The sequence below is a fragment of the Enterobacter sp. A103 genome (genome assembly GCF_034427535.1).
GTDB classification, from domain to species: domain Bacteria; phylum Pseudomonadota; class Gammaproteobacteria; order Enterobacterales; family Enterobacteriaceae; genus Enterobacter; species Enterobacter asburiae_B.
In genome coordinates this window covers 330018-344107 of record NZ_JAXQPQ010000004.1, presented here as the reverse complement: position 1 = coordinate 344107, position 14090 = coordinate 330018, and the positions used below count along the sequence as shown (strand labels likewise).

Annotated in this window: 12 protein-coding genes; 5 read left to right on the top strand and 7 right to left on the bottom strand. The window is 56.7% G+C overall.

Features of this window, described 5'->3' with window-relative positions; all coding sequences use genetic code 11:
• Positions 1-112: 112 nt before the first annotated feature.
• Both SPH27_RS14225 and yieE read right to left on the bottom strand, forming a co-directional pair.
• The gene (locus tag SPH27_RS14225) at positions 113-1582 is read right to left on the bottom strand and encodes an amino acid permease (protein WP_023336352.1); all 1470 of its coding nucleotides are present in this window, start codon (positions 1580-1582) and stop codon (positions 113-115) included.
• Between the two features lie 180 nt (positions 1583-1762).
• Positions 1763-2629, bottom strand: a complete 867-nt coding sequence (yieE, locus tag SPH27_RS14220) for a DNA-binding transcriptional regulator YeiE (RefSeq protein WP_023312476.1) — start codon at positions 2627-2629, stop codon at positions 1763-1765.
• Between the two features lie 97 nt (positions 2630-2726).
• Here yieE and SPH27_RS14215 point away from each other — a divergent pair, with 97 nt between their 5' ends.
• Entirely contained in the window at positions 2727-3773 is a 1047-nt protein-coding gene (locus tag SPH27_RS14215) for a YeiH family protein (protein ID WP_048979999.1), read from the top strand.
• A gap of 64 nt (positions 3774-3837) precedes the next feature.
• The gene (gene nfo, locus SPH27_RS14210) at positions 3838-4695 is read left to right on the top strand and encodes a deoxyribonuclease IV (protein WP_182071297.1); all 858 of its coding nucleotides are present in this window, start codon (positions 3838-3840) and stop codon (positions 4693-4695) included.
• 47 nt (positions 4696-4742) lie between these two features.
• Here the strand turns inward: nfo and fruA are convergent, their stop codons facing one another.
• The 3 genes from fruA to fruB are packed head-to-tail and all read right to left on the bottom strand — an operon-like array spanning position 4743 to position 8513.
• Positions 4743-6428: a PTS fructose transporter subunit IIBC gene (gene fruA, locus SPH27_RS14205; RefSeq protein WP_087823036.1), complete on the bottom strand. Its 1686-nt coding sequence runs from the start codon at positions 6426-6428 to the stop codon at positions 4743-4745.
• Between the two features lie 16 nt (positions 6429-6444).
• Positions 6445-7383: a 1-phosphofructokinase gene (fruK, locus tag SPH27_RS14200; protein ID WP_014170919.1), complete on the bottom strand. Its 939-nt coding sequence runs from the start codon at positions 7381-7383 to the stop codon at positions 6445-6447.
• Positions 7383-8513, bottom strand: coding sequence for a fused PTS fructose transporter subunit IIA/HPr protein (fruB, locus tag SPH27_RS14195; protein ID WP_182071298.1), 1131 nt, complete (start codon positions 8511-8513; stop codon positions 7383-7385). The genes fruK and fruB overlap by 1 nt, the downstream gene beginning before the upstream one ends.
• Positions 8514-8874: 361 nt before the next feature.
• Here fruB and setB point away from each other — a divergent pair, with 361 nt between their 5' ends.
• The gene (gene setB / locus SPH27_RS14190; RefSeq protein ID WP_182071299.1) at positions 8875-10056 is read left to right on the top strand and encodes a sugar efflux transporter SetB; all 1182 of its coding nucleotides are present in this window, start codon (positions 8875-8877) and stop codon (positions 10054-10056) included.
• On the opposite strand, the gene SPH27_RS14185 is transcribed toward setB, so the two are convergent.
• Positions 10053-10307, bottom strand: a complete 255-nt coding sequence (locus SPH27_RS14185; RefSeq protein ID WP_023312483.1) for a YkgJ family cysteine cluster protein — start codon at positions 10305-10307, stop codon at positions 10053-10055. The two genes, setB and SPH27_RS14185, sit on opposite strands and share 4 nt — an antisense overlap.
• Before the next feature lie 162 nt (positions 10308-10469).
• Between SPH27_RS14185 and yeiP the strand changes: the two genes are divergently transcribed.
• Positions 10470-11042, top strand: coding sequence for an elongation factor P-like protein YeiP (gene yeiP / locus SPH27_RS14180; RefSeq protein ID WP_008500940.1), 573 nt, complete (start codon positions 10470-10472; stop codon positions 11040-11042).
• Between the two features lie 117 nt (positions 11043-11159).
• On the opposite strand, the gene uxuA is transcribed toward yeiP, so the two are convergent.
• Positions 11160-12350: a mannonate dehydratase gene (gene uxuA, locus SPH27_RS14175; protein ID WP_182071300.1), complete on the bottom strand. Its 1191-nt coding sequence runs from the start codon at positions 12348-12350 to the stop codon at positions 11160-11162.
• A gap of 205 nt (positions 12351-12555) precedes the next feature.
• On the opposite strand from uxuA, the gene SPH27_RS14170 reads away from it, so the two are divergent.
• Positions 12556-14022, top strand: a complete 1467-nt coding sequence (locus SPH27_RS14170; RefSeq protein WP_182071301.1) for a mannitol dehydrogenase family protein — start codon at positions 12556-12558, stop codon at positions 14020-14022.
• The last annotated feature ends 68 nt before the right edge of the window (positions 14023-14090 follow it).

The following is a 14090-nucleotide window of genomic DNA, read 5'->3' as shown; positions in this document are numbered from 1 at the left end:
AAAGCAAACGATAATTATTATCAATTAAATTGTTAAGAAATATATCTTTGTATCAGAATGCGGGAATAAAAAAACCCGCTCGATTGAGCGGGTTAAAAGAGAGGAAGTGCGGTTATTGTTTAAATCGTTCCGGGAATTCCATTTCACTGTAGCGAACGAATTTTGTTCCTTTCGTCAGCTTGTAGCCAAACCAGATGACGAGGAACAGCGGAATACCAATGTAGGTCGCCGTCACGGCGCCCCAGTCAATGGTGTCCGCCAGGAACGCTTCATAGTTCTGTCCCAGCGTAATGATCAGGCACAGAATGAAGGCGAAAATAGGACCCAGTGGGAAGAAGCCGGAGCGATACGGCAGCGAGTTAATATCGTGACCCTGCTTGACGAAACCGCGGCGGAAACGGTAGTGGCTAATAGCAATCCCCAGCCAGGCAATAAAGCCCGTCATCCCGGACGTGTTAAGCAGCCACAGGTACACCGTCTGGTTGCCAAACATGGAGGTCAGGAAGCACAGACCGGCAATCACCGTTGTGGCGTAAAGCGCGTTACGCGGTACACCGCCACGGGACAGCTTCGCGAAGATACGCGGCGCCTTACCGTCGCATGCCAGCGTGTAGAGCATACGGGTGGACGCGTACATCCCGGAGTTACCGGCTGAAAGCACTGCGGTCAGGATAACGGCGTTCATCACCGCCGCGGCTGAAAGCAGACCGGCGTGCTGGAAGACCAGCGTGAACGGGCTGACGCTAATGTCTTTTACGTCATTACGCAGCAGGCTTGGATCGGTGTACGGGATGATCAGGCTGATAATCAGGATCGCGAACACATAGAACAGCAGGATACGCCAGAATACCTGACGGACCGCACGCGGAATATTTTTCTCCGGGTTCTCTGACTCACCGGCGGCGATACCAATCAGCTCGGTCCCCTGGAAGGAGAAGCCGACAATCATCGCCACGCCAATCATCGCCGAAAGGCCACCGGCAAACGGCGCATCGCCTATCGCCCAGTTACTCCAGCCCGCAGGTTCTGCGCCTTTGAAAATACCAACGATCATCGCCACACCGACGACGATAAAGATGATGACGGTTGCCACTTTGATCAAAGAGAACCAGTATTCCGCTTCGCCGAAACCGCGCACGGAGATGTAGTTCAGCAGGAAGATGACGGCGAGGAACAGGGCGCTCCAGATCCAGCCCGGCGTATCCGGGAACCACCAGTTCATCACCAGCTGTGCGGCGACAAGATCAACGGCGATAGTGACCGCCCAGTTGTACCAGTAGTTCCAGCCCAGCGCGAAGCCGAAGCCTTCTTCAACGTATTTTTGACCGTAGGTCGAGAACGAACCGGATACCGGCATGTACGCGGCCAGTTCGCCGAGACTGGTCATCAGGAAGTACACCATCAGACCAATCAGGATATAAGAGAAGAGTGCCCCACCCGGGCCGGCTGCCGAAATCGTTGCGCCAGAGGCAACGAAAAGACCTGTACCGATTGAGCCGCCAATGGCGATCATCGTCAGGTGACGCGCCTTGAGTTCACGACGTAGCGTGGGCGCTTCTGTGGTTTTAATTTCTGAAACCATATGAAAATGCTGTCCATTCAATAAATGAGGCGCGATTGTAGCAGACGATCCGCGTTCCTTCCGGCAGAAATACTCAGTTATAAGAGAGCTTCATGACTCGGCCAGGATTATAAGTAAAGCATAAAAATGTAGGGTGACAGGCGCGCGTAGCCCCGGTAAGCGAAGCGCCACCGGGGAACGTTAAATGGCGCAGTAGCGCAGAAAACGCTGCAGAGAGCTGGAAAGGTGTTTCTGACGATGATGGATGCACCATAGCGTGCGCACCAGTTTCGGCAACGGAACCGGGATTTCAACCAGCGACCCCGTCTCAAGCTGTTCGGCAATGACGCGCCGGGAAAGACAGCTGATCCCCAGGCCATGACGCACCGCGTGCTTGATAGCCTCAGAGTTCCCAAGCTCCATCCCTAACTGGAAATGCGGCAGATGGGAAAGCAGCAGATAATCGACAATTTCACGCGTGCCGGAGCCCTGCTCGCGCAGGATCCACTGCGCCTGCGCCAGGCGCTCCAGCGTCACCTCGCCCTGCAATAACGACGAGGCCGGGGACGCAAACACCACCAGCTCATCCTCCAGCCAGGGCTCGGCAATGATATCGACGTTATGGCAGGGTCCTTCGATGAGGCCGATATCCACGCGGAAATCAATCACCGCGTTGATAACGTCCTGGCTGTTACCCACGCTCATCTCCAGCGGCAGGGTCGGGAAATCCCGGCGGTAGCGGGCAATCACTTCCGGCAGAATGTAGTTCCCAATGGTGCTGCTGGCGTAGACGCGGATCGCGCCGTTGTCTTCGCGGAACAGCTGCTCGATTTCGATAGCCTGCTCCAGCAGCGCCAGCGCGCGTGGATAAAGAAGACGGCCGTGCTCGTTGACCACCAGACGCTTCCCTACCCGGTCGAAAAGCTGAACGCCCAGCTGTCCTTCAAGATCGGTCAACGCCGCGCTGACCGCAGACTGCGAGAGCGCCAGCATTTGTGACGCCTGGGTCGTCGAGCCGCTTTTCAGCACCTCGGCAAACACTTCCAGCTGACGCAATGTAATGTGCATGGTTGCTTACCACTTATATAGATTAATTATAAGTATATAATCAATTTTATTTTTAAGCCAGAGCGCCGTAACCTTTAGCCAGACAAAGGAGAAGGTTATGTCAGAAATCACCCTACAACATCATCGTACAGTGTGGCACTTCGTGCCGGGCCTTGCGCTTAGCGCAGCAGTGACCGCCGTAGCGCTATGGGGCGGCAGCATCCCGGCTATCGCGGGCGCAGGTTTCAGCGCGTTGACGCTGGCCATTTTGCTGGGCATGGTCGTGGGAAATACCGTTTACCCGCATATCTGGAAATCCTGCGACGGCGGCGTGATCTTCGCCAAACAGCACCTGCTGCGTCTCGGGATCATCCTTTACGGCTTCCGTCTCACCTTTTCGCAGATTGCGGACGTGGGCGTGAGCGGAATCGCTATCGACGTCCTGACCCTGGCCAGCACCTTTTTGCTGGCCTGCTTTATCGGCCAGAAAGTCTTTGGCCTGGATAAGCAAACCAGCTGGCTGATCGGTGCCGGGAGCAGTATCTGTGGGGCCGCGGCGGTGCTGGCAACAGAGCCCGTCGTTAAAGCCGAAGCCAGCAAGGTGACCGTGGCGGTGGCGACGGTGGTGATCTTCGGTACGCTGGCGATCTTCCTCTACCCGGCGATGTATCCGCTGGTTGCCCACTGGTTTAGCCCGGAAACCTACGGCATCTATATCGGCTCGACCATGCACGAAGTGGCCCAGGTGGTGGCGGCAGGACATGCCATTAACCCGGAAGCTGAAAACGCGGCGGTAATTGCCAAAATGCTGCGCGTGATGATGCTGGCACCGTTCCTGATTTTCCTCGCGGCTCGGGTTAAGCAGCTGGCTCCGGCAGGCGGCAGCGAGAAAAGCAAAATCACCATTCCGTGGTTTGCGATCCTGTTCATCGTGGTCGCTATCTTTAACTCCTTCCACCTGCTGCCGAAAGCGGTGGTGGATATGCTGGTGACGCTGGATACCGTGCTGCTGGCGATGGCCATGGCGGCGCTGGGGGTCACCACACACGTCAGCGCGCTGAAAAAAGCCGGTGCCAAACCGCTGCTGATGGCGCTGGTGCTCTTCATCTGGCTGATTGTCGGGGGCGGTGCGATTAACCTCGCGGTCCATAGCCTGATGGCATAAACCATTTCGTCCTTCTCCTGCTAACCCGCTATCATAAGCGTTTCGGGTTAGCAGGAGTTTTTTTATGAAATATGTTGGAGCGCACGTCAGCGCTGCAGGTGGCCTTGCGAATGCCGCCATTCGCGCCGCCGAAATCGAGGCGACCGCTTTCGCCCTGTTCACCAAAAACCAGCGCCAGTGGCGCGCCGCGCCGCTCACCGCTGACGTGATTGATGATTTCAAAGCCGCCTGTGAAAAGTATCACTACGGGCCAGGCCAGATCCTTCCCCACGACAGCTACCTGATCAACCTCGGTCACCCGGTTGAAGAGGCGCTGGAAAAATCCCGCGAGGCGTTCCTTGATGAAGTTCAGCGCTGCGAACAGCTTGGGCTGACGCTGCTGAACTTCCATCCGGGAAGCCATCTGATGCAAATCGATGAAGATGCCTGCCTGGCGCGCATTGCCGAATCCATCAACATCACGCTGGACAAGACCAAAGGCGTCACCGCGGTAATAGAGAATACCGCCGGTCAGGGCAGCAACCTCGGCTTTAGGTTTGAACATCTGGCGGCGATCATCGACGGCGTGGAGGATAAATCCCGCGTTGGCGTGTGCATTGATACCTGCCACGCGTTTGCCGCCGGATATGACCTGCGCACCACCGAGGCAACGAAAAACACGTTTGATGAGTTCGAGCGCATTGTGGGCTTTAAGTACCTGCGGGGCATGCACCTGAACGATGCGAAAAGTGCGTTCGGCAGCCGCGTTGACCGCCACCACAGCCTGGGTGAAGGCAATATTGGTCAAGATGCGTTCCGCTTCATTATGCAGGACGCCCGCTTCGACGGTATTCCGATGGTGCTGGAAACCATTAATCCGGACATCTGGGCAGAAGAGATTGCCTGGCTGAAGGCACAGCAAACCGCTGAACAGGCGGCATAAAAAAAGCCGGGTGCATAATGCAACCCGGCTTTTTTGTGGTTTATCGCTTACGCTGCTTTCGCCACAACTTCCGCTTCAGGACGTTTCAGCACTGCGTATGACAGACCCGCCACCAGCGTACCGGCAACGATGGCCAGCAGATAGCCCAGGACCGGGGTGATGGCGCCAGGGATCAGCAGCACGAACAGACCGCCGTGTGGTGCCATCAGCTTCGCGCCAATCGCCATGGAGATTGCACCCGTTACCGCGCCACCCGCGATACAGCACGGCAGTACGCGCATTGGGTCACGAGCCGCGAACGGAATCGCACCTTCGGTGATGAAACACAGACCCAGAACCAGCGCCGCTTTGCCGCCTTCCTGCTGTGCTTTATCGAACTTACGACGGGCAATGATCGTCGCCAGGCCGAGCGCCAGAGGAGGCACCATACCTGCCGCCATGATCGCTGCCATTGGCGCGTAGGTCTGGGTACTCAGCAGGCCAACACCAAAGGCGTACGCAGCTTTGTTCACCGGACCACCCATGTCGGTACACATCATGCCGCCGAGAATTGCGCCCAGCAGAACCGCGTTCGCGGTGCCCATGGTTTGCAGCCAGTGGGTCAGACCCGCCAGGATGCCCGCAACCGGCTTACCAATCAGGTAAATCATCGCCAGGCCGACCACCAGGCTGGAAATCAGCGGGATGATCAGAATCGGTTTCAGCGCTTCCATACTCTGCGGCAGCTTGAGCTTCGAGCTGATGAGCTTCGCGACGTAACCGGCCAGGAAGCCCGCGATGATACCGCCGATAAAGCCAGAACCGGTGCTCACGGCCAGCATACCGCCGATAAGCCCCGGCGTCAGGCCTGGACGGTCAGCGATGGAGAAGGCAATAAAGCCTGCCAGAACGGGAACCATCAGTGCGAACGCGGAACCGCCGCCAATCTGCATTAACGCAGCGGCCAGCGTGCCTTGCTCTTTAAACGCGGTAATACCAAATGCGAACGAGAGGGCGATACATAGACCACCCGCAACTACCATCGGCAGCATGTAAGACACACCGGTCAACAGATGGCGATAGGCGCCTGCAGACTCTTTCTTACCTTCCGTCGCGGTTTGACGCGCGCCGGTTGCCTGATACGGCTTCGCTTCCACCAGCGCTTTATCAAACTCCTGCGCGGTCTTTTTCAGCGCCAGGCCGGTAGACGTGCGGTACATTGGCTTACCGGCAAATTTCGCCAGGTCCACTTCGATATCCGCCGCCACGATCACCAGGTCGGCCTCAGCCACTTCTTCTGGGGTGATCGCGTTGCCGGCACCGACGGAGCCGCGCGTTTCAACTTTTACCCACCAGCCGCGTTTTTTCGCTTCGGTTTCAATGGCTTCAGCCGCCATAAAGGTGTGAGCCACGCCCGTCGGGCAGGCCGTCACCGCAACAACGCGTTTCGGCCCCGTGGCCGCAGCCGGTGCCGTCGCGACAGGCGCGCTATAGACAGACGCGTGCCCTTTCGCTTCGCTCAGGAACAGTTCCGGATGTGCCACCGCGCGATTAATATCGCCCAGCCACACTTTTTTGCCGTTCAGCGCACTGTCAGCCGGGATGTTGTCGCCCAGGACAATGACCAGTTCGGCATCGCCCGGGTTATCAATGATCTCGAGATGTGCTTTGTTCGCCGCCGCTCCCAGCAAGGTCTTCGCCATATAGGCGCGAGCCTGTCCGAGACCGGAGTCAATGATCAGCAGCGTTTTCATTATTCCTCTCCTGCTGTTAGTTAAAAGGTTTTAAGTCAACGCGCGCCATCATCGCGGCTAACTGGGTACGATCGGTAATACCGACATTGCTCTGGCTTACGGCCAGGGCAGCAACGGCAGTGGCAAGACGTAAAGTATGTTCACTGGATTCACGCATCAGCAGACCATAAATCAGGCCGCCAACCATCGAATCCCCTGCGCCAACGGTGCTGACAACGTCAACCGACGGCGGTTTGGCGATCCATTCGCCAGAAGCGTTAACCCACAACGCTCCTTCTGCACCAAGCGAGATAACCACGTGAGCGATACCCTGCTCGCGCAGCGCATGGGCAGCGTCAATCACATCTTTTAATTCCGGCAGCTTACGACCCGCCCAGATCTCCAGCTCGCGGCGATTCGGCTTCACCAGCCACGGCGAAGCTTTCAGACCGGCAACCAGCGCGTCGCGGCTGCTGTCAAAAATAATGCACGGGCACTGGCTGCGCAGACGCGTCATCCAGTCGGTAAACGCTTCCGGGCTCACGCCGGACGGCAGGCTGCCGCTGACGCAGACCATGTCAAACTGACCAAGCCAGGTCAGAGAGTCGTTAACAAAACGCTCCCAGTCAGACGGCGTCACTTCGAAGCCAGAAAAGTTCAGATCGGTCACTTCACCGTCTTTCTCCGTCAGCTTGACGTTGATGCGGGTGCGGCCCTGAACAACCTGAAAACGGTTGGCAATGCCCAGCTCGCTGAACAGCTGCTGGAAACCATCCTGGTTATCTTTACCGAGGAATCCACCCACGGTGACGTCGATACCGAGATCCTTGAGCACTTTCGCGACGTTAATCCCTTTGCCCGCTGCATGCAGGCCGGTGGTACGCACGAGGTTGACTTCGCCGCGCTCAATTTCCGGGCAAAATCCTACCAGGTCATAAGCCGGGTTCAGCGTAATAGTCGCAACACGTCTGCTCATTATGCGCCCTCCCCAAGACCTGCCGCGATGGCGTCGCCAATCGCTTTCAGCGCCTGTTCAGCATCAGCACCCTGCGCAGTGAAACGCAGACGGTGGCCTTTCTTCACGCCCAGCGCGACCACTTTCATCAGACTACGGCCGTTGGCCGGTTTGCCCGTGCCATCAAGATTCGCCACGGTGATCTCACTCTCGAATTGTTTAATGGTATTCACCAGCATGGTGCCCGGACGGGCATGCAGGCCGTGCTCGTTGCGTACCACGAACTCCGCGGTCTGCACGTCTTCGATCGGCGCATCATCACTGGTCAGCAGTGCCAGCACGGTGGAGGCATCAGCGTTCAGCAGTTTTTCAGCTTTGTTGTTCAGCAGCAGATCGCCAAGACGCTTCAGCACGGAAACCGGCTGCTCATCGTTCATTGCCACGGTCACCAGCATGGCCGCGCGCTCGCCTTCTACGTCAAACGCATTGGCCGCGCGGCTCACGGCGATAGCGCTGCGCAGGTTGCCTTCAGCACTGTCATTCAGCCAGATACCCTGACCCAGATTCAACGGCTTATCGTTAATCACGCGCGTCACAAACGTGGCATCCGCCGCGCCGGCTTCTTTCAGACGACCCGCGTTCAGCGCCTGCAGCGTTACCAGATCGGAGGCAACCACGTCCAGCGTCAGCGTTTCGTTATCCAGCTTCAGCGCTTCGCTCTGTTTTTCGCCCATCAGCAAGGCGCGCAGCTCTTCAGCTGTGGTCGCGGACTTCAGCTGTTCAGCCACATCGTCATCGCTCAGGACATGCGTCAGCTGACGCAGCAGACCTAAGTGTTCGTCGCTGCTGGCCGCGATACCGATAGCCACATACGCCACCTGACCGTCGCCCCAGAGCACGCCCTGCGGGAACTGATAAACCTGAACGCCGGTTTTCAGCACCTGATCGCGGGTGTCGGTTGTGCCGTGCGGAATGGCAATGCCATTGCCGAGGAAGGTTGAGGTCTGCTGCTCGCGGGCCAGCATGCCGTTTACATAGCCGTCCGCGACGTTACCCGCCTGCACAAGCGCAGCGGCAACCTGGCGAATAGCCTCTTCTTTATCCCCGGCCTGAGCGCCCGGGTGGATATCCTGAACAGATAACTGGAACATGGTTCTCCACTCCTGCTGAACTTGAATCGTTTCAGCTTTAATGAGAAAAAATGCGCTAGCCTGCTCCGTTTGTTAAAACAAGATAGCGCTGAAACGTTTCAAAAAGTCTTGCGCTTTCTGCAATGTCTTGCAAGTAAACTCGTATTTGCGATATCAGAATTTAGAGATACAGCACATTTCTTCTTCGTTCAGCTGAATTTTGCTGAAGTTCAGCAAGAAAGTTTCAGCTAAGGTCAGCCGGGTGGGACGGAAGTTGAAATGCCATTTTGATTTTTCGTGGCATCATTGACCGCACCCACTGTTTATTTTTTAGCTGACGGCGTAAACTCCGCCCCTCTCTGCTACTCGCTAATTATAAAACATGCATAACACCCCTGCGGCCGTCTCGCCGAAGCCCTTTGATTTGACCTCAGCGGCATTCCTGGTTGTTGCCTTCTTCACGGGCATTGCCGGTGCGTTACAGACGCCAACATTGAGCCTATTTCTGACAAATGAGGTTCACGTCCGCCCGGCAATGGTCGGCTTCTTTTTTACCGGAAGCGCCATCATCGGCATCCTGGTCAGCCAGTTTCTGGCGGGACGATCCGACAGAAAAGGCGATCGCAAAAGCCTGATCGTTTTCTGCTGTCTGCTCGGGGTCATGGCCTGCGTTCTGTTTGCCTGGAACCGCAACTATTTCATTCTGCTCTTCGTCGGGGTATTCCTGAGCAGCTTTGGCTCAACGGCGAACCCTCAGCTGTTTGCCCTTGCCCGCGAACACGCCGACCATACCGGACGTGAAGCGGTGATGTTCAGCTCTGTCCTGCGTGCTCAGGTGTCGCTGGCATGGGTGATTGGCCCGCCGCTGGCCTACGCGCTGGCGATGGGTTTTGGCTTTACGGTGATGTACCTGAGCGCGGCCGTCGCGTTTGTGGTGTGCGGCGCGCTGGTGTGGTTCTTCCTGCCGTCCATGCGCAAAGAGCCGAAAGTGACAACGGGCGTGCTGGAAGCGCCGCGCCGCAACCGCCGCGATGCCCTGCTCCTGTTTGTTATCTGTACGCTGATGTGGGGCACCAACAGCCTGTATATCATCAATATGCCGCTGTTTATTATTGATGAACTGCACCTGTCGGAGAAGCTGGCGGGCATCATGATGGGCACCGCGGCCGGGCTTGAGATCCCGACGATGCTCATTGCGGGCTATTACGCAAAGCGCTTCGGAAAGCGTTTTTTAATGCGCATCGCCGCCATCGCCGGTCTGCTGTTTTATATCGGTATGCTGACGGTACATACGCCGGGGCTGTTGCTGGTTTTACAGCTGCTGAACGCCATTTATATAGGCATTCTCGCCGGGATAGGCATGCTCTATTTCCAGGATCTGATGCCGGGCCAGGCAGGCTCTGCCACCACCCTTTATACTAATACCACCCGCGTGGGCTGGATTATCGCGGGCTCAATGGCCGGTGTCGTTGCAGAAATCTGGAACTATCACACGGTGTTCTGGATTGCGCTGGTGATGTGCATGCTGACGATTGGCTGTCTGGCGAGGATTAAAGACGTTTAGGGCGCGGTGAGCGCTTCCAGCTCAAGAAGGTACGTCATCGCCTGCCCTCGCGTGCTGCCACACATTTCGGCCGTGGGCTGAAGCCCGGAGCAGACTTTCGGGCGCAGCGGTGAGCCAAAGATCATGCACAGGTTCGTTTCCGAGAGCTGAACGCAGCGGGTATTGGCAGGCTTGCCCTCCGGCATTCCTGGAATGGGGCTTGAAATGGACGGTGCAGTACAGCACGCGCCACAATCGGGACGGCAATCCATAAATGCTCTCTTTCGCTGACGATCGCCCGCGCAGTCGGGCATCGCGCACAGTAACACCTTTTGCGTATTGATAGCAAAAGCCACGAATTCCTCTTGCCTGAAAGGCCGCGCGCGAGTAATTTGGCGCGATATTTTTTACCTCCCGTAAACAGGATTACTGCAATGCCAAGAGCGAACGAAATTAAGAAAGGTATGGTGCTGAATTACAACGGCAAACTGCTGATTGTGAAAGATATCGACATTCAGGCACCCAGCGCCCGTGGTGCAGCAACGCTGTATAAAATGCGTTTCGCCGATGTGCGTACCGGCCTGAAGGTGGAAGAGCGCTTTAAAGGTGACGATATCGTCGATACCGTGACCCTGACCCGTCGCTACGTTGATTTCTCCTACATCGACGGCAACGAATACGTGTTCATGGACAAAGAAGATTACACCCCGTACATCTTTACCAAAGATCAGATTGAAGAAGAGTTGCTGTTCATCCCTGAAGGCGGCATGCCTGACATGCAGGTTCTGACCTGGGACGGCGTGCTGCTGGCGCTGGAGCTGCCGCAGACTGTCGATCTGGAGATCGTGGAAACCGCACCCGGCATCAAAGGCGCATCCGCAAGTGCGCGCAACAAACCGGCTACCCTGACCACCGGCCTGGTTGTGCAGGTGCCGGAATACCTCTCCGCTGGCGAGAAAATCCGCATCCATATCGAAGAAAAACGCTATATGGGTCGCGCTGACTGATTGCGGCGTTTGTCGGGTGGCGGCTTCGCCTTACCTGACCTGCAAAAACACAAAAACCGGCTCTCAGGCCGGTTTTGTTATAGGCCCGGTAAGCGTAGCGCCACCGGGCAACAGCGCTTACAGAAGCTCCGGATACTTCGTCATCTTCAGCGCCAGCTCAACGCCGCGCACTTCCGCCATCCCTTTAAGCCGGCCAATCGCCGAATAGCCCGGGTTGGTTTTCTTACGCAGATCGTCCAGCATCTGGTGGCCGTGATCCGGACGGAACGGAATAGGACGCACATCGCCCGCCTGCTTGCGACGCGCCTCTTCCGCCAGAATGGCGTCTACCACCGCTACCATATTCACATCGCCGCCCAGGTGCGCCGCCTCGTGGAAGGTTTTTGGGTTCTCTTCGCGGCAGGTCGCACGCAAGTGCGTAAAGTGAATGCGATCGCCAAAGGTTTCAATCATCCGCACCAGGTCGTTATCCGCACGCACGCCATAGGAGCCGGTACACATGGTGAAGCCGTTATAGATGCTGTTTACCGTCTCTTTCAGCCACTGCATATCTTCAATAGTGGAAACAATGCGCGGCAGGCCGAGGATAGGACGCGGTGGATCGTCCGGGTGTACCGCGAGGCGTACGCCTGCCTCTTCAGCAACCGGCACTATAGCGCGCAGGAAGTACGCCATGTTTTCACGCAGCTGCTGCTTATCAATATCGCCGTATTCCGCCAGGCGCGCGCGGAACTGATCCAGCGTATACCCCTCTTCCGCCCCCGGCAGGCCCGCAATGATATTACGGGTCAGCTTTTCGATGTCTGCGTCACTGGCGGCGTTAAACCATTCGAGCGACTGCTGCTGCTCTTCCGCGGTGTAATCCGCTTCGGCGCCGGGACGTTTCAGAATGTGCAGCTCAAACGCCGCGAAGGCGATCTGGTCGAAACGCAGCGCTTTCGAGCCATCCGGCATCTGATATTCAAGATCGGTACGCGTCCAGTCGAGGATGGGCATGAAGTTATAGCAAACCGTATCAATGCCGCAGGCCGCCAGGTTGCGAATGCTCTGCTGATAGTTAGCAATCCAGGTCTGGTACTCCCCGGAATGGGTTTTGATGTCTTCGTGAACCGGGATGCTCTCTACTACAGACCAGGTTAACCCCTTCTCCGCCAGCAGCGCCTGACGCTGTTGAATTTCTTCAACCGGCCATACCTGACCGTTAGGAATATGATGCAGCGCCGTGACGACACCCGTTGCGCCTGCCTGGCGCACATCATCAAGAGAAACCGGATCGTTCGGCCCGTACCAACGCCAGGTTTGTTCCATTGCCTCACCCTCTTAAGTTGTTATACCAATATGCGTTACTGCAATGACGACTACCATACATGTTTACCGCTAAGGGTCAACATACCGCCACACATTGATTGATCAAACTCACAGAACGGGGATATTTACGGCTCACCAATTTTATTTGCTGTCATATAACTTTACACTGGCATTGTTAATTAATGGTTAATCAGGTGTGTATCTCATGAAGACAATTGCCTCCACCGCCCTTCCTGCCCAGGTTCAACAGCCTCGCTACGATCGTCAGCAACTGCGCTCCCGCATCGTCCATTTTGGCTTTGGCGCGTTTCACCGTGCGCACCAGGCATTATTAACAAACCGGGTGCTGAATGAAAAAGGCGGCGACTGGGGTATTTGTGAGATTAGCCTTTTCAGCGGCGACGTGCTGATGAGCCAGCTGCGCGCGCAGGATCACCTGTTCACCGTGCTGGAGAAAGGGGCAGAAGGCAATGAGGCGATTATCGTCGGTGCCGTCCATGAATGCCTTAACGCAAAGCTGGACTCTCTAACCGCCATTATTGAGAAATTTTGCGAGCCTCAGGTCGCAATTGTGTCGCTCACCATCACGGAGAAAGGCTATTGCATCGATCCCGCGACCGGGAAACTCGATCTGCACAACGCCCGGATAATCCACGATCTTGAGAATCCCTCAGAGCCACATTCCGCCCCCGGGATCCTGGTAGAAGCGCTTCACCGCCGCCGCGAGCGCGGGTTGCCTGCGTTTACCGTGCTCTCCTGCGACAACATCCCTGATAACGGGCACGTGGTGAAAAACGCGGTGCTGGGCATGGCGCAAAAGCGTTCCGCAGCGCTTTCTGAATGGATTGACAGCCACGTGAGCTTCCCGGGGACGATGGTCGACAGAATTGTTCCCGCCGCGACGGACGCCTCGCTGGCGGAAATTACCGACGCGCTCGGCGTTGAAGATCCGTGCGCCATCAGCTGTGAACCGTTTATTCAGTGGGTGGTGGAAGATAATTTTGTTGCCGGCCGTCCGGAGTGGGAAGTCGCGGGCGTTCAGATGGTGCAGGATGTTCTGCCCTGGGAGCAGATGAAATTGCGCATGCTCAACGGCAGCCACTCTTTCCTGGCGTATCTGGGGTACCTCGCAGGCTACGCCCATATTAATGAATGCATGGAGGACGCTGCGTTCCGCGAAGCCGCCCGTCGGCTGATGCTGGACGAGCAGGCGCCCACATTACGCATTAAGGATGTCGACCTCACCGCCTACGCCGATAGCCTGCTCGAGCGCTTTGCCAACCCGGCACTTCAGCATCGGACCTGGCAAATCGCGATGGACGGTAGCCAGAAGCTTCCGCAAAGAATGCTGGACGGGATCCGCGTTCATCTCGAGCGAAAAACACCGTGGTCGCTGCTGGCTCTGGGCGTGGCCGGCTGGATACGCTACGTCAGCGGTACCGACGACCGTGGCAACGCGATTGATGTTCGCGATCCCCTCAGCGATAAAATTCGCACGATGGTCAATGCCAGCAGCGACGGCGACCGCGTTAACGCCCTGCTGGGGCTGAGCGAGGTCTTTGGTCACGATCTCGCGCAAAACAGCGCGTTTGTGGAGGCTGTCAGCCAGGCATACCAGCGCATCACCCGCCACGGCGCGCGTCAGGCTGTTATCGAGACGTTAAATATTTAACGATTATTGCGCTTAACGCGAACAGATGAGATCTCCGTTCGCCCTCCCCCTTCTCACCGGTCACGTTT